The organism is Sphingomonas sp. SphC10 (assembly GCF_057004845.1).
This window is the reverse complement of record NZ_CM168044.1, coordinates 1,435,501-1,459,723: the sequence shown is the minus strand read 5'-3', so window position 1 is coordinate 1,459,723 and position 24,223 is coordinate 1,435,501. Positions and strand designations below refer to the sequence as shown.

Here is a 24,223-nt window from a genome sequence, read left to right as displayed (position 1 = left end):
AGACCTTATAGATTTCAAGCATGGCGAGGTGGGGCGACGATGCCTATAGTCGGTGGCGTGCATCAACTGACCTATCTTTCCGGCCAATTCCTGCTGGCCCTGCCCGGCATGGGCGATCCCCGTTTCGATCATGCCATCATCGCCGTATGCGCCCATGACGAGGGCGGGGCGCTCGGCATCGGGCTGGGCGCGACGATCGACGGCATCGGCTTCCATACGCTGCTCGACCAGTTCGAGATCGCGCATGGCGATATCCCCGACGCGCCGGTCCATTATGGCGGACCTGTCGAGCCGCGGCGCGGCTTCGTTCTGCACAGCCATGACTGGCAGGGACAGGACAGCGTCGATGTCGGCGGCCGCTGGGTGCTGTCGAGCACGGTCGACGTGCTGCGCGCCATCGCCGAGGGCAACGGGCCGAAGCAATGGGTCGTAGCGCTGGGCTATGCCGGATGGGATGCGGGTCAGTTGGAGCAGGAGCTGCGCGAACCCGGCACCTGGTTCAACGTCGGTGGCGAGCCGGGCATCCTGTTCGACGTGCCCGCCGAGGACCGCTGGCAGGCGGCCTACGGCGCGGCCGGTGTCGATCCGCGCCAGCTGGTGACGGGCGGCGGCAGGGCCTGAACGATCCTGTTCCTCCCCTTGCAGGGGAGGAATGCGATGCGCTCAACGATATAAAGATATCTTTATATTTGATCCCTAAGGCGATCACCGCTAAGGCGGGCGCCGTGCCGATCGGCGTGCGCGCTACGTCTTGGTCGGCCCCATTTTGCACGGAGTTTCGTCGTGTCCACGACTGCCGCCACCAAGAACGATTACGTCATCAAGGACATCAGCCTGGCTGATTTCGGCCGCGCCGAGATCAAGATCGCCGAGACCGAGATGCCCGGCCTGATGGCCCTGCGCGACGAATTCGGCGCTCAACAGCCGCTCAAGGGCGCGCGTATCACCGGCTCGCTGCACATGACGATCCAGACCGCCGTGCTGATCGAGACGCTGACCGCGCTCGGCGCCGACGTCCGCTGGGCGACCTGCAACATCTACTCGACCCAGGACCATGCCGCCGCCGCGATCGCCGCGAGCGGCGTGCCCGTCTTCGCCGTCAAGGGCGAGACGTTGGCCGAATATTGGGACTATGTCGGCGACATCTTTACCTGGGACGGCGACGTCGAGGGTCAAACCGCCAACATCATCCTGGACGATGGCGGCGACGCGACCATGTTCGCGCTCTGGGGCGCCAAGCTGGAAGCCGGCCAGACCTTCGGCGAACCGGAGAATGAGGAAGAGGTCGAGTTCCAGCGTTCGGTCAAGGCGTTCATTGCCAAGAAGCCTGGCTATCTGACCCAGACCGTCAAGAACCTGAAGGGCGTGTCGGAAGAGACGACCACCGGCGTTCACCGCCTGTACGAGATCGCGAAGAAGGGCGAGCTGCCTTTCCCGGCGATCAACGTCAACGACTCGGTCACCAAGTCGAAGTTCGACAACCTCTATGGCTGCAAGGAATCGCTGGTCGACGCGATCCGTCGCGCCACCGACGTCATGCTGGCGGGCAAGGTCGCCGCAGTCGCCGGTTTCGGCGACGTGGGCAAGGGCTCGGCCCAGTCGCTGCGCAATGGCGGCGCGCGCGTGCTCGTGACCGAGATCGACCCGATCTGCGCGCTGCAGGCGGCGATGGAAGGCTTCGAGGTCGTGACCATGGATGAGGCCGTGAAGCGCGCCGACATCTTCGTCACCGCGACCGGCAATGCCGACGTCATCACCGCCGATCACATGAAGGCGATGAAGCCCATGTCGATCGTCTGCAACATCGGCCACTTCGACAGCGAGATCCAGATCGCGGCGCTGTCGAACTACAAGTGGACCGAAGTGAAGCCCGGCACCGACCTGGTCGAGTTCCCGGACGGCAAGCAGATCATCGTGCTGGCCAAGGGTCGCCTGGTGAACCTGGGCTGCGCGACCGGCCACCCGTCCTTCGTGATGTCGGCTTCGTTCACCAACCAGACGCTCGCCCAGATCGAGTTGTGGACCAAGGGCGAGAACTACAAGAACGAAGTCTACGTCCTGCCCAAGCACCTCGACGAGAAGGTCGCCGCACTCCACCTCGAAAAGCTGGGCGTCCAGCTGTCGAAGCTGTCGGAGAAGCAGGCGGCTTACATCGGCGTGCCGGTCGAAGGTCCGTTCAAGCCGGATCATTACCGCTACTGATCCCGTCTTCGGGCTTTGTCCGAACGAGAAGGGCCGTCCGAAAGGGCGGCCCTTTTTCTTTGGCTGCGTCCCACGGCTCTGCGTCTTCGTTATGGCGTATCGCGTGCCGATCGGGCTAGAGATGGGCGGATGCAGCGTTTCGGCCCGGCCTTTCTCGGATGATTGCGATCGGTGATACCGAGGCGGTCCTGTTGGGTGCAGGCGCCTGTGCCCTGATCGTGATCGGCATGGTGCTGCTCTATCTGGGCGTCCGCGCCCGGGCGGAGGCGTCTACGGTACGGCTGGAGCGGGACCGGCTCGACGCGATGCTGCGCGCCGGTCCCGCCCAGGCGATGGTGATCCGCAGCGACGGGCGGATCGAAATGCCCCGGCGGCTGGCCGACTGGCTGGGTCTGGCCGATGTGGCGCGCTTCCTCGAGGAACTGGCCTATGAAGACGCCGGGCTTACGCCTGAGGACAAGGCGCTGCTCGCCGCCGATCTGAACGCCGCGCAGAAGACCGGACGCCGTTTCCGCCGGATCGTCCGGCCACAGGAATCGGTGCGCACCTTGTTGTTCGACGGTGCCCGCGCGCCCGCGCATCAGGGCGCGGCCGGAGAGGTCGTCATATGGGTCTTCGACATGACCGAGACGCAGGACGAGATCGTCCGGCTCGACGGCGAGGCCCGGCGGCTTGGCGATGCGTTCCAGGCGCTGACCGGACTGATCGAGGCCGCCCCGTTACCCATGTGGTATCGCGGCACCGATCTGCGCCTCGCCATGGTCAACACCGCTTATGTCGAAGCGGTGGAGGGACGGGACGCCGCCGATGTCGTCGGGCGCGGCCTGGAACTGGTCGAGGGGTCGGGGCGCGGCGGTCCGCTGGCGGGCGCGGCGGCGGCGCGGGATCAGGGGCGGCCACACGAGCAGGTCCTGCCCGCCACCATCGACGGCGCGCGCCGGGCGCTGCGCATCTTTGACGTGCCGCTGCCGACCGGCGGCATCGCGGGCTTTGCTGTCGATATCGAGGATCTGGAACAGTCGCGCGCGGGCGCGAAGCGCTTTGCCGAGGCGCAGCGCGCGATGCTTGACCGGCTGTCGGCGGCGGTCGCGCATTTCGGACCGGATCGCGGCCTCGTCTTCTGCAACCAGCCCTTCCGCCGCATGTTCGCGATGCGCGCCGAGTGGCTGGCCGACCATCCCGAATTCGACCGTATCCTGGAGCGGATGCGCGAGGCCAATCGCAGTCCCGAAGTCCGCGACTTCCCCGGCTGGAAGGCGGAGCGCGTCGGCTGGTTCCGGCAGGCGAGCGGCGGGATCGAGGAGCAATGGCATCTGCCCGGCGGCACGCATTTGCGCGTCGTGGCGCAACCGTTGCCCGACGGCGGCCTGCTGATGATCTTCGAGGATCGGACCGAGGAGGTGCAGCTGGCCTCCGCGCGCGACACGCTGTTGCGGGTTCGTACCGCGACATTCGACAATCTGTTCGAGGCGCTGGGCGTGTTCGCCGCCGATGGTCGGTTGCAGCTGTGGAACAACCGCTTCCGCGCGCTCTGGGGTCTGGAGGAGGATTTCCTGACCAGCCATCCGCGTGTCGATGCCTTTGCCGAGCGCGTGGCGGAGCGACTGGCGACGCCGGGCCGTTCGGCGCTGATCGTCGATCTGGTCCGCTCCGCGACGATCGAGCGGCAGCAGCGCGGCGGGCGGGTCGCCTTTGCCGATGGGCGACATTTCGAGTTTGCGGGCGTGCCGCTGCCCGATGGCAATGCGCTGTTCACGCTGCTCGACATTACGGACAGCCGCCGCGCCGAACAAGCCTTGCGGGATCGTGCTGATGCGCTCGAGGCGGCGGACAAGGTCAAGACCGCCTTCGTCGCCAATATGAGCTATGAGCTGCGCACGCCTCTGACCTCGATCAGCGGTTTTGCCGAGATGCTGCATGGCGGGTTCGCCGGACCGTTGCCGGAGACGGCGACGAGCTATGTCGAGGCGATCCTCGAATCCACGGAGCGGCTAGGCCTGCTGGTCGACGATGTGCTCGACCTGACCCGCGACCAGGCGGATGGCGGCATCGCGCGCGAGGATGTCGAACTGGCCCGCGTCGCGCGGGCGGCGGCCGATACGATCCGGCCGATCGCGGGACGCCGCAAGCTCGACTTCGCGGTCGAGGTGCATCGCTCGCTCGGCCGGATCACCGGCGACCGTCGCCGGTTGCAGGAGACGATCGAGCATCTGCTGCGCCATGCGGTCGAACAGACGCCGGAGGGCGGGCGCATCCTGCTTCACGCCGATGGTGATTCGGCGCGCGCGCGGATCGTGGTGTCGGACGACGGGCAGGGGATGGACCAAGAAGCCGTCGCGCGTGCCTTCGATCGTTTTGCCGAGCCAGGGATCAAGGCGACCGGCGAGCGTGCGCTGGGCCTCGGCCTGCCGCTCGCCAAGAAATTCGTCGAGGCGCATGGCGGCACCGTCACCCTGTTGTCCGAACCGGGCGAGGGCACGCTGGTCACCGTCGAACTGCCCCGGCGCGTGGCGGAAAAGGAAAATCCATGACGATCCGGCTGGCCGATGCCGCCGCCACCGAGGAATTCGGACGCCGGCTGGCGGCGCATCTCCGCCCCGGCGATGTGGTGACGCTGACCGGCACGCTGGGGGCGGGCAAGACCAGCCTGGCGCGCGGGCTGCTCTCCGCGCTCGGCCTGCCCGGTGAGGCCCCATCCCCGAGCTTTGCCATCGTCCAGCCCTATGCCCCGCCCGAGACCATGATACCGGTCCTGCATGTCGATCTCTATCGCCTCGACGGGCCGGAGCAGATGGAGGAACTTGGGCTGGACGAGGCACTGTGGGACTCCGCGCTGATCGTCGAATGGCCCGACCGGGCAGGCGAGGGCGCCTGGCCGCAGGCGCTGGCGCTGACCATCGAGTTGGATCCGGGCGGCGGACGTATCTTGACAGCAAAGATCCCCTCGGGCTGGGAAAACCGATGGCCGATATGACCCCTCCGGCGGATGCGCCCGCCTTTCTGACGACGCTGGGATGGGAGGGGGCGGTGATCGCCCCGCTCGCCGGAGACGCCTCGTTCCGCCGTTATTTCCGGGTGACGCAGGGGGCGCGCCGCGCCGTCCTGATGGACGCGCCACCGCCGCATGAGGACCCGCGTCCCTTCATCGCCATCGCCCGCTGGCTGGTCGGCAAGGGCTTTGCTGCGCCGACGATCCTGGGTGCGGACGAGGAACGCGGCCTCGTCCTGATCGAGGATTTCGGCGACGACCGGATGCGCGAGGCGATCGAGGCCGATCCCGATGCGACGGTGCAGCTCTACAGCGATGCGGTCGACCTGCTGGCCGCGCTGCGCAACCACGCGCCCGAGGGGCTGGCGCCCTATGACACCGCCGTCCTTCATCGTGAGGCGGCGCTCCTGCCCGAATGGTACACGCCCGCCGTCGGCCTGGATGTCGATATCGAGGGTTATCGCGTCGCCTGGAATCAGGTGTTCGCCCATGCGCTGGCGGACAAGCCCGTCACCGTGCTGCGCGATTATCATGTCGAGAATCTGATGCTGGTCGGGCCCGGGCGGACGCTCGGTCTGCTCGACTTCCAGGACGCGCTGGCCGGGCATCCGGCCTATGACCTCGTCTCGCTGCTCCAGGATGCGCGGCGCGATGTCGAGCCCTCGATCGAAGAGGCGATGCTCAGGCGCTATCTGGCCGCGACCGGCGAAGGCGAAGCCTTCCTGAACGCCTATCACGTGCTGGGCGCCCAGCGGAATGCCAAGATCGTCGGCATTTTCACCCGCCTCTGGAAGCGCGACGGCAAGCCACGTTATGCTGCGCTGTGCCCGCGCGTCTGGGCCTATCTGGAACGCGATCTGTCGCAGCCGGTGCTGGCGCCGGTGGCCGCTTGGTTCGATGACAATGTGCCGCCCGAGCTGCGCGGCGACCCGAAGGTACTGTCCCGATGACCCGGCAACTCTCGCTTCGTCCCACGCCTTCGGGCCGGGTGCCGCGTACCGCGATGGTGATGGCGGCGGGGCTGGGCAAGCGGATGCGTCCGCTGACCGCCACGCGCCCCAAGCCGCTGGTGTCGGTGGCGGGCAAGCCGCTGATCGACCATGTCTTCGACCGGCTGGTCGCGGCGGGGATCAAGCGGGCGGTGGTCAATGTCCACTATCTCGCCGACCAGCTGGAAGCGCATCTGAAAGATCGCTTTCCGGGGATCGAAGTCATCATCTCGGACGAGCGTGAGCAGTTGCTCGAAACCGGCGGCGGGCTGGTCAAGGCCAAGCCCCTGCTGGGCGACGATCCGATCCTGGTCGTCAACAGCGACAATCTGTGGATCGACGGGCCGGTCGACGCGATCCGCCTGCTCGCCTCGCGCTGGGACGAGGCGACGATGGACGCGCTCCTCCTGATGGTGCCGCTGGCGCGGGCGCATAATCATAACGGGCAGGGCGACTTTTACCTTGGCGCCGATGGCCGGATCACCGCGCGGCGTCAGCGCGGCCGGGTCGCGCCTTTTTCCTATACCGGGCTTCAGATCCTGCACCCGCGCCTGATCGCCGACGCGCCCGAGGGGCCCTTCTCGACCAACCTGTTCTGGAACCGCGCGATCGAGGCGGGTCGCGCCTTCGGGCAGGTGCATCAGGGGCTGTGGTTCGATGTCGGCACCCCGCGCGCCATCCCGCAGACGGAGCTGATCCTCGCGGATGGGTGAGCCACGCCGCCCGAGGCTGCACACCATTCCGGCGCATCGTGGATTTGCCGATGCGCTGGTCGCCGGGCTGATGCGGCGCAGCGGGGGCGATCCGCTGACACTGGCGCAGGGCATGATCCTGCTGCCGACCAATCGCGGCGTCCGCGCGGTGACCGAGGCGTTTGTCCGCGCGAGTGGCGGCGGCCTGATCCTGCCGCGCATGGTCGCGCTGGGCGATCCCGAACTGGGCGAGGCGGCGGGCTCCGCGCTCGACCCCGCCGATGCCGAAGCACCCCCGCCGCCCGCCATCGCGCCCTCCGCGCGCCGGATGATCCTGGCGCGGCTGGTCGAGCAGGAACGGCAGCGCGCGGGCCAGCCAGTGACGGCGGCCGAAGCCGTTCGGCTGGCGGGCGATCTGGCCCGCACGCTGGACCAGATGCTGGTCGAGGAGGTCGATCCGGCCGAACTCGCCGCACTCGACCTGGGCCCCGAGCTGACCGAGCATTGGCAGTCGGCGTTGGCGACTTTCTCCGTGGTGCTCGACCGCTGGCCTGCGGTGCTGGAGCGGATGGGGCGGATCGATGCGGCGAAGCGCCGCACCTTGCTGCTCGACCGGACGGCCAAGCGCTGGGCGCAGGCGCAGCCCGCCGGGTTCGTGTGTGCGGCGGGTGTCACCGATACCGCGCCTGCGGTCGCGCGGCTGCTGCGCTGCGTGTCGGAGATGCCGGGCGGCTCGGTGGTGTTCGCCGGGCTGGACCTGACCATGCCCGACGAGGAATGGGATGCGTTGGGGCCCCATAAGCCCGATCCCGAGACGGGCCGCACCCGCCGCTCGATCGAGACGCACCCGCAATATGCGCTGAAACTCCTGCTCGACCGGATGGGCGTCGGGCGCGGCGAGGTGACGGTGTGGCGTGGCGGTGGTGATTATGACGCGGGGGCCGCGCGGGGCCGTGCCATCGCCAATGCCATGGCCCCGGCCGACTTTACCGGCAAATGGACCGACCTGCCCGCTGAGGACCGGCGGCTGTCGGGTGTCTCCACCATCGAACTCGCCACCCCCGCCGAAGAGGCGCAGGCGATCGCGCTGGCACTGCGCGAAGCGGTCGAGGAGCCGGGCCGTACCGCCGCGCTCGTCACCCCCGACCGCGCGCTGGCGCGGCGCGTGGCGGCGCATTGTCGGCGCTGGAACATCCTGATCGACGATACGGCAGGGCGGCCCTTGTCGATCCTGTTGCCGGGCACCTTCCTGCTTCAACTGGCCGAAGCGGCGGCGCAGCATTTCGCGCCATTGCCGCTGCTCGCTTTGCTCAAGCACCCGCTGATCCGTGGCGAGATGGAGCGGGTGGAGTGGCTCGACGGCGTCCGTGCGCTCGACCGGGCGCTCAGGGGGCCGCGTCCGGCGCCGGGGCTCGACGGCATCGCCGCGCATGTCGCCGACAAGCCCACGGCTTCCGCCTTCTGGACCAAGGCCGCGCCGATGCTGGAGGCCGTGGGTCGAACCTTTGGCGATGGGCCGCAGGGATTGCGCAGCCTGCTCGCCTGTCTGCGCGAATGCGGGCAGACCCTGTGCGGCGATGCGCTATGGACCGGCCCCGCTGGTCGCGCGGCAGCGGAGTTCCTGGCGGGTTACGAGGAAGAGGCCGATCACGGCCCCGCCCGGGTCGATCCCGCCGAGCTGCCCGCGCTGCTTCGCAGCCTGTTCGATGAGATCGCGATCCGCGCCATCCCGCGCGAAGGCCAGCATCCCCGCCTGGCCATCTATGGGCCGATCGAGGCACGTCTCCAGACCGCCGATCTGATGATCGCGGGCGGCCTGAACGAGGGCGTCTGGCCGGGGCGGCCTGCGCCGGACCCGTGGCTGGCGCCGCGTATCCGCTCGCTATTGGGCCTGGTCGGGCTGGAGCAGCGGATCGGCATCGCCGCGCATGATCTGGCACAGGCGATGGGGGCACCCCGCGCGATCCTGACCCGCGCGCGCCGCGATGCGAGCGGACCGACTTTGGCCTCACGCTTCTGGTTGCGGCTTCAGGCCATGGCGGGCGAGCGGTTCGAGGTGCATCCCTCACTGGCGCGCTGGGCGGTCGAACTAGACCGACCGGACGATTACGCGCCCGTCGACCGGCCCGCGCCCAAGCCGCCCGCTGCGCTCCGGCCCACCACGATCTCGGTGACCGAGGTCGACCGGCTCAAGGCCGACCCTTACGCCTTTTATGCGCGCCGGGTGCTGCGCCTGTCACCGCTCGACCCGGTGGATGCCGACCCCAGCGCGGCGTGGCGCGGGACCGCCGTCCACGACATTCTGGAGATGTGGTGGAAGAAGGACGCTTGCGATGTCGAGGCGCTGCGCCCCCGCGCGCTGGCGATGCTGCGCGACCAGCGGACTCATCCGATGATGCGCGCGCTGTGGCAGCCCCGGTTGATCGAGGCGATCGACTGGATCGCCGCCGAAGTCGCCGCCAAGGCGGGCGAGGGCCGCCATGTCCTGAGCGCCGAGGGCAAGGGCGAGGCCAAGCTGGCGGGCGTGACGCTGACCGGCCGGTTCGACCGGATCGACAAGGCGGCGGACGGGTCGCTGGTGGTGATCGACTATAAGACCGGCAAGCCGCCCTCGACGACGGCGGTGCGCGAAGGGTTCAGCCTGCAACTCGGCCTGCTCGGCCTGATCGCCGAGCGGGGCGGGTTCGAGAATGTGTCCGGCAAGGCGGGCGGATTCGAATATTGGTCGCTGGGGCGCGGGCGCGAGGGGCTGGGCTATATCGCCACCCCGGTCGACCCCGATGGCAAGCGCGAGCGGATACGGACCGACGAGTTCGTGTCCATCGCGGCGGCGAACTTCGCCGAGGCGGCGGGGCAGTGGTTGACCGGCGATGCGCTGTTTACCGCGAAACTGGTGCCCGAATATGCGCCCTATGCGGAATATGACCAGCTGATGCGGCGGGATGAATGGTATGGCCGTGATCGGTAAATCCTGGGCTGTGTTAGCACGTAACGGCGTGGCCTTCGACTTCGCTCAGGCCGAACGGAGCGGGGGCTTGGGTCCTACCTCCGTTCACGCTGAGCGAAGTCAAAGCGCACGGGACTCTCGCGGCCCGGAGCATGCCGCATGAGCGCCCGTCCCATGGCCAATCTTCCCCCGCTCAAGGGCGACCAGGCCGCCGCGAGCGACCCCGCCGCGCATGTCTGGCTGTCCGCTTCGGCGGGCACCGGCAAGACGCAGGTGCTCGCTGCGCGCGTGTTCCGCCTGCTGCTGCGCGGCGTCGCGCCCGAGGCGATATTGTGCCTGACCTTCACCAAGGCCGGGGCCGCCGAAATGGCGCAGCGGATCAACGGACGCCTCGCCGCCTGGGTGCGGATGCCCGAGACCGAGCTGTTCCGCGACCTGAAGGCGCTGGGCGAAACGCCGACGCCGGACCTGCGCGACCGGGCGCGGACCCTGTTCGCCCGTGTGCTCGACGCGCCGGGCGGCGGGCTGCGCATCCAGACCATCCATGGTTTTTGCCAGGGGCTGCTCGCAGCCTTCCCGGTCGAGGCCGGGCTTGCGCCGGGCTTCCGCCCGCTGGAGGCGCGCGAGGAAGCGGTGCTAGCGCGTGAAGCCCTGGCGCGCATGCTCGAAACCGCCGAGCGCGAGGGCCGTGTCGGCCCGGTCGAGACGGTCGGCGCACTCTCGCTGCGGCTGGGCGAGGGCGGGGCGGAGGCTTTCCTTGCCGCCTGCGCCCGCGCGCCGGGTGCGCTGGAGGCGATGCCCACCGGCATCCAGCCCTGGCTCCGCCGTGCGCTCGATCTGCCGTCGGGGGATATCGACGAGGCGATTGCCGAGGGTGTCGAGGAAATCGACGAGGACGCGGTCGTCCGTCTGGCGGGGGCGAACCGGGCCTGGGGCACCGCGACCGGCGACAAGGCGGCGACGACGCTGGAGCGCTGGATCGGCAGCGACCGGGCGGGGCGGGTGGCGCTGCTCGAAGAATTGATGGGCACGGTCTTCACCGCCAAGGGCGAACCGCGCAAGGCGTCCAAGAAGCTGACCGACGCCGATCCCGATTATGAGGACATGGCGCGCGAACTGGGTGAGACCTGCCGCCATTTGCTGGGTCTGGCGGCGCGGGCGCGTCATGCCGATCTGCTCGCCGATGCGCTGAGTGTGGGGCGTGACTATGCGCGCGCCTATACCTTGTCGAAGCGCGCCATCGGGGCGGTCGATTTCGACGACCTGATCCGCACCACCGTCGAGCTGCTGGAGCGGCCCGGCATCGGTGAATGGGTCCGCTACAAGCTCGACCAAGTGACCGAGCATGTCCTGATCGACGAGGCGCAGGACACCAACGCGCATCAATGGCGGATCGTGCGTGCGCTGGCTGACGAGTTTTTCGTCGGGCGCGGCCTTTATGCGCCGTCCACGCGAACGCTGTTCACCGTGGGCGATCACAAACAGGCGATCTTCGGTTTCCAGGGCACCGACCCGATCAACTTCCAGGCGGCGGAGCTGCATTTCTCGCGCCGCGCGGACGAGGTGGCGGGCGATGACGAATGGCCGCCCGAGGAACGCGGCCTGCCGTTCAACCAGTTGTCACTGACTCACAGTTTCCGTTCGACCACGCCGATCCTGGAGTTCGTCGACGCCGCCATCGAGGCGCTGGGCGAGCCGGGCATGGGCATGGCGGGCGAAGTGGAGCGCCATGCGAGCGAGGTGAAGGGCCCCGGCCGCGTCACGCTCTGGCCGCCGGTCGTGGCGGGCGGTAGCGACGAGGACGAGGAAGGCTGGATCGACGATGCGGTGCGCAAGGTCGCAACCGACATCGCGCGCGCCGTCCGACGCTGGCTGGACGACGGCGTCATGCTGGAGAGCAAGGGCCGTCGGCTGGAACCGCAGGACATCATGATCCTGGTCAAGCGGCGCGGCGACCTCGCCTCGTTGATCGTCGCACGGCTCTATGCCGAGGGAGTGCCGGTGGCGGGTGTCGACCGGCTGCGGCTGAACGCGCCGCTGGCGGTGCAGGATCTGCTGGCGACGGTGCGGTTCGCACTTCAGCCCGAGGACGACCTGTCGCTGGCGTCGCTGCTGGTATCGCCGCTGATCGGCTGGTCGCAGGATCGGTTGATGGCGGCCGGGCACCGGGCGCGGGGATCGCTCTGGGCGCATCTGACGCGAACCTTGCCCGCCGACGATCTGGCCCCGCTCCGCCAGATGCTGGCGCGTGCCGATGTGTCGACGCCCTACCAGTTTCTGGAGGAATTGCTGTCCGGACCGCTCGACGGGCGGCGCAAGCTGATCCGGCGGCTGGGGACCGAGGCGCGCGATCCGATCGAGGAACTGCTCAACGCCGCGCTGACCTTTGAGAGCACGACGACGCCCTCGCTCCAGCGGTTCCTCGACTGGTTCGATCGCGGCGATGTCGAGATCGTGCGCGATCCGTCCGCGCCGCTCGATGCCGTGCGGGTGATGACCGCGCATGGTTCCAAGGGGTTGCAGGCGCCGCTCGTCATCCTGGCCGACGCAACCGCCGATCCGACCGCAAGCCCCCGCTCGATCCTGCGCTGGACGCCAGAGCCGGGGGCATTGCCGATCCCGGTCTTCCCGCCGCGCGCCGAGGAACGGGGCGGGCCGCTGGATGCCGTCGCCGCCGAGATCGCCGCGCGTGAACTGGCCGAGCATTGGCGGCTCTTCTACGTCGCGGCGACGCGGGCGGAGGAGCAATTGGTGGTCGCGGGGGCGCTGGGCAAGCGAGCGGCGGGCGTGCCGCCGATGCACAGCTGGTACGCGACCTGCGCCCGCGCGATGACTGCGCTGGGTGTGCCCGAGGTCGAGCCGGGTGACGGCCAGTCGCGCCAGTTCCTTGGCAGTCAGCCACAGCCGCCGGTCGTGGCCCGCCCCGGCACCGTGGTCGTGGCGACGGCGCGGGAGGAGACGCGGCTGCCCGACTGGGTTCATGCGCCCGCGCCGCAGGAGTCGCGGCCGCCGCGCCCGCTCGCACCGTCGCAGCTGGGCGAGGACATGGTCGCCGATCCGCCCCCCACGCCCGCCATGCGCGCCGCCGCCGAGCGGGGGCGGTTGATCCACTGTCTGCTCGAACGTCTGCCGCCGGTGGTGCCGGAGCAGCGGCGCGGGGCGGCCGAGCGCTGGCTGTCCCAGGCGGCAGGGGTCGAGGATCCGGCCATGCGCGCGGACGTGACGGGGGCGGTCCTCGCGATCCTCGATGATCCAGCCTATGCGCCGCTGTTCGGGCCGGGTTCGCTAGCCGAAGCGCCGATCGCGGCGACGCTGGCCAATGGTCTCGTCGTGTCGGGTCGGGTCGACCGTCTCCTGATCAATGCCGACGAGATACGCCTAATCGACTATAAGACCGGGCGGCGCGCGCCCGGCGGGATCGACGATGTGCCCGCATTCCATCTGGCGCAGATGGCGGGTTATGCCGCCGCGCTGGAGGTGATCTTTCCGGGGCGGCGCGTGTCGGTGGCGCTGCTCTACACGGCGGGTCCGCGCCTGGTCACCGTGCCGGATGCGCTGCTGGCCGCGCACAAGCCCGGCTATCGCGACCGGGAGCAAAGCTTGACGCTTGATGGTTGAGCGACTGACGCGCGCGTCCTAGATGGATGACAATCCAAGGAGTATTGAGACTATGGCAACCAAGCAGATCACCGACGCCAGCTTTGAAGCGGACGTCCTGAACTCCGACAAGCCGGTACTGGTCGATTTCTGGGCCGAATGGTGCGGACCGTGCAAGATGATCGGCCCGTCGCTGGAAGAGCTGTCGGAAGAACTGGGCGAGCAGGTGACGATCGCCAAGCTGAACATCGACGACAATCCCGACGCGCCGGGCCGTTACGGCGTGCGCGGCATTCCGACGATGATCCTGTTCAAGGGCGGTGCCGCCGCCGCGACCAAGGTCGGTGCCGAGCCCAAGGGCCGGATCAAGGCCTGGCTGGAAGGCGCGCTGTAATATAGCGGCATGACGGTCTCTGCGAGGCCCGGTGCCCTCCCCAAACCCCTCCCGCCTGCGGGAGGGGCTTTTTTTGTCCGGGACGATGGTCTGGGCGCTCCCCTCCCGTAAACGGGAGGGGATGGGGGAAGGCAGGAGGTCTCAACGATACCAACGTCCGCTCAACTCAGCGGGATCATCACCACGTCGCGGAACGGCGCACGTTCCCGCAATGCCGCATACCAGCGCTCCAGATTGGGCCGCGAAGGCCGCTCGACCGGCAGCTGGAACCACGTATTCGCATAGGCCGCGACCGGAATATCCCCGACGCCGAACGAATCACCCGAAAGCCATTCCTGCCGCGCCAGCACATCGTCGAGGATCGCCGACAGCCCCGCCGCCCGTGCCACGCTCCGCTCGATCAGCGCGGTGTCGCGCGCTTCGGGGGCCGTGCGCACCATCTGAAAAAAGATCGGTCGGATCGCATCCGCCCAGGTGAAGCCCCAGTCCATCCACTGCTCGACAGAGGCGCGGGCCTGCGGATCGACGGGATAGAAAGCCTCTCCACCCCGCGTCGCCGCCAGATAGCGCAGGATGCTGTTCGACTCCCACAGGACGAAGCCGTCATCCTCGATCGTCGGGATCAGCGCATTGGGATTGAGCGTGCGGTACGCCTCATCCATGCCGAATGGCCCGCCGACATCGCGTCGGTCATAGGCCAGCCCCATCTCCTCAGCCAGCCAGACGACCTTCTTGACGTTGTGCGAGTTGATCCGGCCCCAGATGGTCAGCATCGGCTTCAGCTCCTGTAATCGGCGTTGATCGAGATATAGCTATGGGTCAGGTCGCAGGTCCAAACCGTCGCGACGCCTTCACCCAGGCCCAGATCGACGCCGACAGCGATCTCCTGTCCCTTCAGGTGTGCGGCGACGGGCGCTTCGTCATAGCCCTCAACCGCCAAGCCGTCCTTAGCGACCAGCGTCTCGCCGAAGCGGATCGACAGCCTGTCGCGCTCGGCCGGTTCGCCCGCCTTGCCGACCGCCATGACGACGCGGCCCCAATTGGCGTCCTCGCCCGCGATCGCGGTCTTTACCAGCGGCGAGTTGGCGATCGACATGGCGATGCGGTGCGCCGAACGGTCGCTCTCCGCGCCCTCGACGCGGATTTCGATCAGCTTGGTCGCACCCTCGCCATCGCGCACGACCAGCAGCGCGAGTTGATGGCACAGATCGGCCAGCGCCGCGCGGAAGGCATCCGCCCCGTCGCTCTCGTCATCGATCAGCGGCGCATTGCCCGCCTTACCCGTCGCAAAGGCCAGCACCGTGTCGCTGGTCGATGTGTCGCCATCGACCGTGATGCACGAAAAGCTGTGGCCATTGGCGGCGCTCAGCGCACGTTGCAGGAACTCCGGCGCGACGGCCGCGTCGGTGAAGATGAAGCCCAGCATCGTCGCCATGTCCGGCGCGATCATGCCCGAACCCTTGATGATGCCCGCCAGCGTCACCGTGCGGCCATCGACGACGGCGGTCGTCGTCGCGCCCTTCGCGAAGGTGTCGGTGGTCATGATCGTCGCGGCGGCGTCTTGCCAGCCACAGGGCTCGGCGGTGAAGGCGGCGTCGAGGCCTGCCTCCGCCTTGTCGATGGGCAGCGGCACGCCGATCACCCCGGTCGAGGCGACGAACACGTCCGAAGGCTGGCACTCCATCGCGACGGCGGTGCGTGCGGCGATGGCCTCGACGGCGGCGCGACCCCGGTGGCCGGTAAAGGCATTGGAATTGCCCGCATTGACGACCAGCGCACGGGCCTGGCCCAGAACCAGCGCCTTGCGGCACCATTCCACCTCCGGCGACGGACATTTGCTGGTGGTCAGCACGCCCGCCACGCTCGTCCCTTCGGGCAGCGTCACGAAGGTCAGGTCGCAGCGATCCCACGTCTTATACTGCGCGCGGGCAACGCGCAGCGTCACGCCGTCGATCGCGGGCAAAGCGGGAAAGGGCTGGGCGAGGGGAGAGGTGGCGATGCTCATGGCCCCGTGCTTTGCCGCTTGCGCGCGCGCGCTGCAACGGGTGATATCTGGTGACAGTCGTGGTTTCGGGGGATTTCATAGGATGATCGTAGCGATGGCGATGGCGGCGATCGCGCTCCCGGCTTCGGCTCAGCAAGAGCCGAAGGCACAGATTTCCGGCGAGGTCATGCGAACGCTCTTCGGTCCTGACAATTATCCTCCCTCCGCACTTCGAGCGGGCGAGCAGGGCCGGGTCATCGTCGATCTCGAGATCGACGCGGCCGGACGTGTGACCGAATGCAAGGTGGTCGAGGCGGCATCTCAGAACCTTGCCATACAAACCTGTCGGCTTACGGTAACTGGCGCTGGATTGTTCTCTCCAGCCAAGGACGCCCGGGGCAAGCCGGTGCCGAGCCGCTATTCGCTGAGAATACGATGGCAATTGCCCGGTGGTGGTGGGTCGGAAGACCCGGCGACCATGCCGGTAACGCTGCGTCTCGTCGCCGAACCCGATGGGCGCGTCCTGAAATGCGAGGGCGGAAAGCCATCGCAGCAACCGCTGGTCGCAAGGAGCGGCCCCATGTGCGACGGGATGGCCCGTCGCCTGATCGATGCCATTACCCGCCAGACCGGGAAGCCCGTCACACGCCGCTTCGAAGGGCGCTTCCTGGTCGATTATGCCCCAAACGCGGCGGCTCACGATCCCGCGCTTTGGCCAAAGGACCTGACCCTTCTCAGCGATATGAACGTCACATATGGCGTGACGTCGCAGGGACGCTTCATCGATTGCAAGCGTGACCTGCGCCTTTGGGAAAAGGGTATGGCCATTCCATCGCCCTGTGACGGACAGACGGAGACGGGCCCCGGTGCGACACCCGCTGTCGCCGTGTCGCAGGTCGATGCGCTGGTCCGCCTCGGCTATCGCTTCCCAACCGAAGAATAAGGGACATGCTGGAGCGGGAGCGCATCTGGGGCGCAGGGGTCGGGCTTCGCAACCTCGTGCTCGCGGTCATCGGTGTATACCGGACGTTCAATGTCCGGTGGCAGATGCCGCTCGACAAACGATGATGTCGCCTACGGCGCGCGATGCCATGCAACGGATGGACGCGCCGCGCGTATCTGCCTAAGACAAGCTTCGCATGAACCTGCTTCTGCTCCTTTCCGCTCTTTTGTCCGCGCTGACCGGCGTGGGTGCGAGTGCGCGTGGGCAGGAGGCGCGGGGGGTCGTTGCCGAACGCTGCATCGTGGCCGCCGCCAAGCAGGCCGCCGTTGCGCGCGCCGCGACGCGGCCGGTGCAGGCGCTTGTCGCGCTGGTAGATAGCGCCGAACCTCTCGGTATGTTCCGGGCGGTCACGCCCCGGCCGATCGCTGCGATCTTCATGGGCCGTCGGCGCGAATAGCCCCGGCGTCGGCCATGGCCGACCCCATTCCTTTCCCATTGCAGTCGCGCGCGCCCCGCTTCCACCGGCGCTGCGCCCATCTCACGATATTTCAGTCAGGAAATCGCTTATGTTCGGCGGCCTCGCCAAGTCCCTGTTCGGTTCGTCCAACGACCGTTACGTCAAGTCGCTCAAGCCGACCGTCGCCAAGATCGCCGCGTTCGAGCCCGAGATGGAGGCGATGACCGACGCGCAGCTCGCCGCGCAGACGGTGAAGTTCCGCGAACAGCTCGATAACGGCGCCACGCTCGACAGCCTGCTGCCCGAAGCCTTCGCGACCGTGCGCGAGGCCGCGCGTCGCGTGCTGGGCCAGCGTCACTATGACGTGCAGATGATCGGCGGCATCGTGCTCCACCGGGGCGAGATCGCCGAGATGCGCACCGGTGAGGGCAAGACCCTGGTCGCCACACTCGCCACCTATCTGAACGCGCTGCCCGGCAAGGGCGTGCACGTCGTGACCGTCAACGACTATCTGGCCAGCCGCGACGCCGCGACCATGGGCCGGGTCTATAATTTCCTGGGCCTGACCACCGGCACCATCATCCCCAATCTGGACGATGCGCAGCGCCGCGCGGCCTATGACGCCGACATCACCTATGGCACGAACAACGAGTTCGGCTTCGATTATCTTCGCGACAATATGAAGTATGAGCGCTCGTCGATGGTGCAGCGCCCCTTCAACTACGCGATCGTCGACGAGGTGGACTCGATCCTGATCGACGAGGCGCGCACGCCGCTGATCATCTCCGGCCCGACCGACGACAAGTCGGAACTGTATATCGGCGTCGATGCGATCGTGAAGCAGCTGACCGCCGACGATTACGAGAAGGACGAGAAGCAGAAGTCGATCATCCTGACCGAGGATGGCACCGAGCGCGCCGAGCGCCTGCTGGAGGCGGCCGGGCTGCTCCAGGGCGAGAATCTGTATGATTTCGAGAATACGCAGGTCGTCCATCACCTGAACCAGGCGCTGCGCGCGAACATGATGTTCAAGCGCGACACCGATTACATCGTGAAGGACGGCAAGGTCGTCATCATCGACGAATTCACCGGCCGCATGATGGACGGGCGTCGCTGGTCGGAAGGCCTGCACCAGGCGGTCGAGGCGAAGGAGGGCGTGAATATCGAGCCCGAGAACCAGACCATGGCCTCGATCACCTTCCAGAATTATTTCCGCATGTACCCGAAGATTTCGGGCATGACCGGCACCGCCGCGACGGAAGCGGGCGAATTCTACGACATCTACAAGATCAACGTCGTCACCATCCCGACCAACGTGCCGATCGCGCGTGTCGACGAGGAGGACGAGTTCTACAAGAACACGCAGGACAAGTTCCTGGCGATCGCCAAGAAGATCCGTGATCATGCCGCCAAGGGGCAGCCGGTGCTGGTCGGCACCGTGTCGATCGAGAAGTCGGAACTGCTCAGCGAATTCCTGACCCAGGAAGCCGTGCCGCATAAGGTACTGAACGCCCGCTATCACGAGATGGAGGCGCATATCGTCGCGCAGGCGGGCCGTCTGGGCGCCGTCACCATCGCGACCAACATGGCGGGTCGCGGCACCGACATCCAGCTGGGCGGCAACCTGGAATTCCGAATGCTCGACGAGCATCCCGATCTGGTCGAGGGCACGCCGGAATATGAGGAGGCGGCCGCCCGCATCCGCACCGAGATCGTCGCCGAAAAGCAGAAGGTGCTGGAGGCGGGCGGTCTGTTCGTGCTGGGCACCGAACGCCATGAAAGCCGCCGCATCGACAACCAGCTGCGCGGCCGTTCGGGCCGTCAGGGCGATCCGGGCCTGTCGCGCTTCTACCTCAGCCTGGACGACGATCTGCTCCGCATCTTCGGCCCGGACACGCTGTTCGCCAAGATGATGCGCAGCAATATCGAGGATGGCGAGGCGATCGGCAGCAAGTGGCTGTCCAAGGCGATCGAGACCGCGCAAAAGAAGGTCGAGGCGCGCAACTACGACATTCGCAAGCAGGTCGTCGAATATGATGACGTGATGAACGACCAGCGCAAGGTCATTTACGAACAGCGCGCCGACATCATGGATGCCGAGACGGTGGGCGAAGTCGTCGCCGACATGCGCGCCGAGACGGTCAATGCGATCGTCGGCACCGCCTGCCCGCCCAACAGCTATCCCGAGCAGTGGGATGTCGCGGGCATGAAGCAGCAGCTGAAGGACCTGCTGAACCTCGAGCCGCCGATCGACGACTGGATGACCGAGGAAGCGATCGACCCGGAGATTGTCCTCGAGCGCGTCTCCGCCGAGGCCGATGCGATGGTCGAGGCCAAGGCCAAGGAGTTGGAGCCCGACACCTGGACCAGCGTCGAAAAGTCGATCCTCCTCCAGAATCTGGACCATCACTGGAAGGAGCATCTGGCGACGCTGGACGCGCTGCGCCAGGTCGTCCACCTGCGCGCCTATGCGCAGAAGACGCCGATCAACGAATATAAGCACGAGGCGTTTTCGCTGTTCCAGCGGATGCTCGACAATATCCGCGAGGATGTGACGCGCACCATCGCCTATGCCCAGTTCCAGTTGCAGGCACCGCCGGAGCTTCCCGAACTGCCGGACTTCATCACTTCGCACTTCGATCCGTTCACCGGCGAGGACAATACGAACGATTGGGACGCGGCTGCGCGCGGGCTGCTCCAGCCGCAGATGCCGCCGATGCAAATCCCGCAACCCGAGGGCATGGATTTGGGCACCGATCCTTCGCAGTGGGAAGGTCGCGTCAACCGCAACGCGCCGTGCCCGTGCGGCTCGGGCCTGAAGTACAAGCATTGCCACGGAGCGGTGACGGCCTGATCGTTTTTCGATCGGTAGCGTAAGAGGGCGGCGGGCTTCGGTTCGCCGCCCTTTTTATATTCCTCCCCTGCAAGGAGATAGGGACCAGCGAAGCTGGTGGAGGAGTGTCAACGCTGGCGAGGTCGGACTGCCACCTCCCCTTGCAGGGGAGGAATGGACAGGTCTTGTTCAGTCACAGAGGGCGATCCTCCGCCGACAGGGAGGATCAATCATGAAGCACTATGCGCTGTTGGCCGTCATAACAGCCTCACTACCCGTCGGCGCGCCGGCGCAGTTCGTCAGCGCCGGGCCACCCTCCGATATCCTCGCCATGCCCAATCAGCCGAGCGTCGCGGCCGACCGACGCGACATCCGTCACGCGATCCGTGAGGGACGGCGCAGCGGCGACATATCGCGTGCCGAGGCTCGATCCTTCAAGCGCGAGGATGCCGCGATCGGTGCGTTGGGGGAGCGCTTCGGGCAGGACGGACTGTCACCGTCCGAGGAACGCGAGTTGCAGGTCCGCACCGAGGCATTGCGCGGCATGGTCAATGCGCGCCGGGTGCGTGGCAGTCGCCCGTAAATCAAAAAAAAGAGCGGCCACCCCAAAAGGTGACCGCCCCGTGATCCGATACCTTGGCCGAATTACTTCGGCATTACCACCGTCGGCCCGATCGTCGAGACGATCGCACGGGCATCGAAAGCGCGGAGATTGTCGCGCGGGATCGGACCCTTGCGCATCACGACTTCGGCCGTCGCTTCGTAGCGGTCGATGGTGTTGATATCCATGTTGTTGCCGAAGAAGGGATCACCCCAGAACGGGTCCCAGCTGCGCCAGCCGAAGCCGCGGCCATAATAGCGCCACGACGGACCCCACCAGCCGCCGCCCCAGCCGCCAAAGCCCGGCCCAAAGGCGCCCGGCGTCGAATAGGTGCGCGAGCGCAGCTGCGTGTCGCGGTCGGCCATCACGAAATAGTCATAGCCATTGGCCAGCGTCAGCTCGGCCGCGCGGTACAGCAGATAGCGCTCGACCGTGTCGCGCGACGTCACGGTGTTGCCCGCGAAGCTGACGATGAAGCGACCCGGTTCCAGCTGCTGGTCCGAATAGCCGGTGCGGTAGAAGCCCGAACCCGTCGCCGGGCGATAGGTGGTTTCGGTCGCACATCCCGCGACCATCAAGGTGCTGGCGCCGAGCAGCGCGAGCGCGATCTTCCGACCGAATTGCATGGACACTTCTTCCTTTCCTTGCCGCTCGACCAGGCCGGACGGCAACAGCCCTGTAGCTGGCGCCGGTCTAACCTATCCCGGCAGAACGGTCGATGAACGGTTTGGCTCCCGCGATGAATAGTGCGTCACACGCCTGCCATATGGATTGCAATTTGCCGTCGATGCGGTGCGCGACGATGTTCGAACAGATAGATGCCCTGCCATGTCCCCAACATCAGCCGCCCGCCGATCAGCGGAACGGACAGGTGAACACCTGTCAGGATGCTGCGCAGATGCGCGGGCATGTCGTCCGGCCCCTCATCGTCATGGGCATAGGCGCGGGCATCCTCGGGCGCGATTCGCGCGAAATAATCGAGGATGTCAGTCTTCACCTCCGGCGCGGCATTTTCCTGGATGATCAGCGAGGCGGAGGTGTGCCGACAGAACAGGGTCAGCAGCCCTTCGTGCATGCCCTGTTCGCGCACCCAGGCAGTGACGGGCCGGGTGATCTCGGTCAGGCCCTGACCATGGGTGTCGACGGTGACGATGGTGGTGGCTTGGCGCATGGTTCCTCAATGCCCGACCCGTCCCGTCGGTGCCAGCCAGATGAGAATTGAACAGGTTCGCAGCAAGCGCGTTGTGCCCGCTTGAGGATAAGGAGACCTGCCATGAAAGCCCTGCTCGCCGCTCTGGCCGTCGTTACCGTTGCCGCCCCCATTGCCGCGACGCCCGCCGTCGCCCAGGATCGCGACTATCGCTGGCATGGTGACCGTGACGATTGGGATGCCTCGCGCGACTATCGCCGCGGCAACCATCGCGAGCGTCGCCTGAGCCGCGAAGACCAGATTTATCGTGGTCGCGACGGCCGCACCTATTGCAAGCGCAATGACGGCACCACCGGCCTGGTGGTCGGCGCGGTCGGCGGTGGCGTGCTGGGCAATGTGATCGGCGGCGGTACGCTGGGCACGCTGCTGGGCGCAGGCGGCGGTGCGCTACTCGGCCGCTCGATCGATCGCGGCAAGGTCCGCTGCCGCTAAGCGTGGCAGAAAGGAAGGGCGTCGGTGACAGGGTTCACCGGCGCCCTTTCATTTTTCTGGCCAAGGACGACGCTCCTGCATCATGATGCACGCGGGAGGGCCGATATGGCATTTGATCTGAAATTGACGACCGCGATGGCGGCGGCGCTGCTGGCAAGCGGCTGTAATCGCGCCAAAGCCGATGACAATTGGACGACCGATCGCGACACGGCGATCTGCACCGACGCGCAGGGTGTGCGTCTGCCCGACGAGCGCTGCCGCCAGCATCGTGTCGGCGGTGGTGGCGGGGCTTTCTGGTATTTTCTGGGTCGCGGCCGCGCCATTCCCTGGTTCGGCGAACGCGCGACCGGCGGCAGTTTCCGTGCCGCGACCGGCGCCCGCTATGCCTATGCTCCGCCCGGTAGCGCGATGACCCGGTCCGCCGCCGTCAGCCGTGGCGGCTTCGGCAGTTCGGCGCGCCGCTTCGGCAGCATCCACGCATGATCCGCCAGACGCTGACGCCGCGACCCGACTGGCAGGCCAAGGTCGAGGCACTGGGCCTGATCTGGCATGAGGGGCGCGAGCGGCCTTATTGGGACGAAAGCGCCTGTTATCGTTTCACCCGCGCCCAGATCGACACGATCGAGGGCGCGACGGGCGAGCTGTATCGGCTGTTCCTGGCGGCGGGCGAGGCGGTGGTCAGCGACCCCGCGCTTCTGAACCGTTTCGCCATTCCGCCCGTCTTCCACGACCCGATCCGCGAAGCCTGGGAGGCCGAGCCGCCCGCGCTGAATTTCGGACGGTTCGACTTGGGCTATGACGGTTCGGGTGCTCCGAAGCTGTTCGAGTTCAATTGCGACACGCCGACATCGCTGTTGGAGGCGGCCGTCGTGCAATGGGCGTGGAAGGAAGAGCGTTTCCCCGCCCTCGACCAGTATAACAGCCTGCACGAGGCGCTGGTCGGGCGCTGGGCCGAGATCGCGCCCGCTCTGCCCGCCACACTGCATGTCGCGCATGTCGAAGACCCGGCGGGCGAGGATGCCGTCACTGCTGCCTATCTGCGTGATACGGCCGAGGCGGCCGGTATCACCACCATCCCCATCCTGATGGAGCGGATCGGCTGGAACCACGACACGCATTGCTTCGTCGACGAAGCGGACATGCGGATCGAGGCGCTGTTCAAGCTCTATCCGTGGGAATGGCTGGTCCATGAGGAGTTTGCCGGGCCGCTGCTCGACAATCTGGAGCGCGGCGACCTGACCTGGATCGAGCCGATCTGGAAGATGATCTGGTCGAACAAGGCGATCCTGCCGGTACTGTGGGACCTGTTCCCCGGCCATCCCAATTTGTTGCCTGCGAGCTTTTCGGTGCCGAGCGGCGATGCGGTGGCCAAGCCTTTACTGTCGCGCGAGGGCGCAAACGTCTCGATCCGCAAGGCGGGCAGCATCGTGGCGGAAACGGCGGGAGACTATGGCGAGGAAGGTTATATCTACCAGTCGCTCTACCGTCTGCCGGAGGCGGCGCCGGGATGTTTTCCGGTGCTGGGCAGCTGGGTCGTGGACGGTGCGCCAGTGGGGATGGGCATCCGCGAGGACGGGCTGATCACCTCGAACACGGCGCGGTTCGTGCCGCATGTGATCGACGGCTGATCCGTCATGGCTGGCGCTGTCTAGGAGAAGACAGCGCCGGTGGCTCCCTGAGTAGGATTCGAACCTACGGCCGCTCGATTAACAGTCGAGAGCTCTACCGCTGAGCTATCAGGGAATGTTCCGGCGCTGTGGAGGGGTCCTATAAAGGGCCGGGGAAAACCCGCAACCCCTTTTTGACGCTTTTGCGTAAGTCGCCCCGCCAAAGCTGTGGATAAATGCGGGTCGGGCCTTTGTTGGCTTCCATTCCTCCCCTGCAAGGGGAGGTGGCAGACCGAAGGCCTGACGGAGGGGTGTCCCGCTCTCGATAGGCGCGACACCCCTCCAC

At 67.1% G+C, this 24,223-nt stretch carries 20 protein-coding genes and 1 tRNA gene; 16 read left to right on the top strand and 5 right to left on the bottom strand.

Annotation, left to right across the window (positions count from 1 at the left end; translation table 11 throughout):
* The first annotated feature begins 39 nt into the window (after positions 1–39).
* From ACWKSV_RS06485 to trxA, 9 genes are all read left to right on the top strand, one after another.
* Positions 40–621: a YqgE/AlgH family protein gene (locus tag ACWKSV_RS06485; protein ID WP_076716631.1), complete on the top strand. Its 582-nt coding sequence runs from the start codon at positions 40–42 to the stop codon at positions 619–621.
* Positions 622–783: 162 nt separating this feature from the next.
* Positions 784–2,202 (top strand): adenosylhomocysteinase, encoded by a 1,419-nt coding sequence (gene ahcY, locus ACWKSV_RS06480; RefSeq protein WP_056437950.1) that lies wholly within the window; start codon positions 784–786, stop codon positions 2,200–2,202.
* 158 nt (positions 2,203–2,360) lie between these two features.
* Complete coding sequence (locus ACWKSV_RS06475) at positions 2,361–4,733, top strand: sensor histidine kinase (RefSeq protein WP_076716629.1); 2,373 nt, start codon at positions 2,361–2,363, stop codon at positions 4,731–4,733.
* The gene (gene tsaE / locus ACWKSV_RS06470) at positions 4,730–5,176 is read left to right on the top strand and encodes a tRNA (adenosine(37)-N6)-threonylcarbamoyltransferase complex ATPase subunit type 1 TsaE (RefSeq protein WP_076716628.1); all 447 of its coding nucleotides are present in this window, start codon (positions 4,730–4,732) and stop codon (positions 5,174–5,176) included. Before ACWKSV_RS06475 ends, tsaE begins: the two co-directional genes overlap by 4 nt.
* On the top strand, positions 5,173–6,141 hold the full coding sequence (locus ACWKSV_RS06465) for an aminoglycoside phosphotransferase family protein (RefSeq protein WP_083706779.1): 969 nt from the start codon (positions 5,173–5,175) through the stop codon (positions 6,139–6,141). The genes tsaE and ACWKSV_RS06465 overlap by 4 nt, the downstream gene beginning before the upstream one ends.
* Positions 6,138–6,893, top strand: a complete 756-nt coding sequence (locus ACWKSV_RS06460) for a nucleotidyltransferase family protein (protein WP_076716624.1) — start codon at positions 6,138–6,140, stop codon at positions 6,891–6,893. Before ACWKSV_RS06465 ends, ACWKSV_RS06460 begins: the two co-directional genes overlap by 4 nt.
* Positions 6,886–9,840, top strand: a complete 2,955-nt coding sequence (gene addB / locus ACWKSV_RS06455) for a double-strand break repair protein AddB (RefSeq protein WP_076716623.1) — start codon at positions 6,886–6,888, stop codon at positions 9,838–9,840. The genes ACWKSV_RS06460 and addB overlap by 8 nt, the downstream gene beginning before the upstream one ends.
* Before the next feature lie 138 nt (positions 9,841–9,978).
* Positions 9,979–13,437, top strand: a complete 3,459-nt coding sequence (addA, locus tag ACWKSV_RS06450; RefSeq protein WP_076716621.1) for a double-strand break repair helicase AddA — start codon at positions 9,979–9,981, stop codon at positions 13,435–13,437.
* Between the two features lie 52 nt (positions 13,438–13,489).
* On the top strand, positions 13,490–13,810 hold the full coding sequence (gene trxA / locus ACWKSV_RS06445) for a thioredoxin (protein ID WP_007404159.1): 321 nt from the start codon (positions 13,490–13,492) through the stop codon (positions 13,808–13,810).
* Positions 13,811–13,971: 161 nt separating this feature from the next.
* On the opposite strand, the gene ACWKSV_RS06440 is transcribed toward trxA, so the two are convergent.
* On the bottom strand, positions 13,972–14,583 hold the full coding sequence (locus ACWKSV_RS06440) for a glutathione S-transferase family protein (RefSeq protein ID WP_076716619.1): 612 nt from the start codon (positions 14,581–14,583) through the stop codon (positions 13,972–13,974).
* A 5-nt stretch (positions 14,584–14,588) separates the two neighbouring features.
* A complete protein-coding gene (gene argJ / locus ACWKSV_RS06435) occupies positions 14,589–15,815 on the bottom strand; it encodes a bifunctional glutamate N-acetyltransferase/amino-acid acetyltransferase ArgJ (RefSeq protein WP_076716617.1) in 1,227 nt (408 codons plus the stop codon).
* A gap of 82 nt (positions 15,816–15,897) precedes the next feature.
* On the opposite strand from argJ, the gene ACWKSV_RS06430 reads away from it, so the two are divergent.
* The 4 genes from ACWKSV_RS06430 to ACWKSV_RS06415 all read left to right on the top strand — a co-directional run bounded on the left by ACWKSV_RS06430 (position 15,898) and on the right by ACWKSV_RS06415 (position 20,610).
* Entirely contained in the window at positions 15,898–16,737 is an 840-nt protein-coding gene (locus ACWKSV_RS06430) for an energy transducer TonB (protein WP_076716615.1), read from the top strand.
* A 196-nt stretch (positions 16,738–16,933) separates the two neighbouring features.
* Positions 16,934–17,194, top strand: a complete 261-nt coding sequence (locus tag ACWKSV_RS06425) for a hypothetical protein (RefSeq protein WP_076716613.1) — start codon at positions 16,934–16,936, stop codon at positions 17,192–17,194.
* Positions 17,195–17,303: 109 nt separating this feature from the next.
* The gene (secA, locus tag ACWKSV_RS06420) at positions 17,304–20,048 is read left to right on the top strand and encodes a preprotein translocase subunit SecA (protein ID WP_056437924.1); all 2,745 of its coding nucleotides are present in this window, start codon (positions 17,304–17,306) and stop codon (positions 20,046–20,048) included.
* A 211-nt stretch (positions 20,049–20,259) separates the two neighbouring features.
* Positions 20,260–20,610 carry a hypothetical protein gene (locus ACWKSV_RS06415; protein ID WP_076716611.1) on the top strand — a complete coding sequence of 117 codons (351 nt, stop codon included), beginning with the start codon at positions 20,260–20,262 and terminating at the stop codon, positions 20,608–20,610.
* 62 nt (positions 20,611–20,672) lie between these two features.
* Here ACWKSV_RS06415 and ACWKSV_RS06410 read toward each other — a convergent pair whose 3' ends face one another.
* Together ACWKSV_RS06410 and ACWKSV_RS06405 are read right to left on the bottom strand one after the other, a co-directional pair.
* Positions 20,673–21,254, bottom strand: a complete 582-nt coding sequence (locus ACWKSV_RS06410) for a CC0125/CC1285 family lipoprotein (protein WP_052811366.1) — start codon at positions 21,252–21,254, stop codon at positions 20,673–20,675.
* A gap of 125 nt (positions 21,255–21,379) precedes the next feature.
* Complete coding sequence (locus tag ACWKSV_RS06405) at positions 21,380–21,799, bottom strand: secondary thiamine-phosphate synthase enzyme YjbQ (RefSeq protein WP_076716610.1); 420 nt, start codon at positions 21,797–21,799, stop codon at positions 21,380–21,382.
* A 102-nt stretch (positions 21,800–21,901) separates the two neighbouring features.
* Here ACWKSV_RS06405 and ACWKSV_RS06400 point away from each other — a divergent pair, with 102 nt between their 5' ends.
* From ACWKSV_RS06400 to ACWKSV_RS06390, 3 genes are all read left to right on the top strand, one after another.
* Positions 21,902–22,270 (top strand): glycine zipper 2TM domain-containing protein, encoded by a 369-nt coding sequence (locus tag ACWKSV_RS06400; protein ID WP_056437916.1) that lies wholly within the window; start codon positions 21,902–21,904, stop codon positions 22,268–22,270.
* A gap of 105 nt (positions 22,271–22,375) precedes the next feature.
* Positions 22,376–22,753, top strand: coding sequence for a DUF1190 domain-containing protein (locus tag ACWKSV_RS06395; protein WP_076716608.1), 378 nt, complete (start codon positions 22,376–22,378; stop codon positions 22,751–22,753).
* On the top strand, positions 22,750–23,898 hold the full coding sequence (locus ACWKSV_RS06390) for a glutathionylspermidine synthase family protein (protein WP_076716607.1): 1,149 nt from the start codon (positions 22,750–22,752) through the stop codon (positions 23,896–23,898). Before ACWKSV_RS06395 ends, ACWKSV_RS06390 begins: the two co-directional genes overlap by 4 nt.
* 40 nt (positions 23,899–23,938) lie before the next feature.
* Here ACWKSV_RS06390 and ACWKSV_RS06385 read toward each other — a convergent pair.
* Positions 23,939–24,013, bottom strand: a tRNA-Asn gene (locus tag ACWKSV_RS06385).
* Between the last annotated feature and the right edge of the window lie 210 nt (positions 24,014–24,223).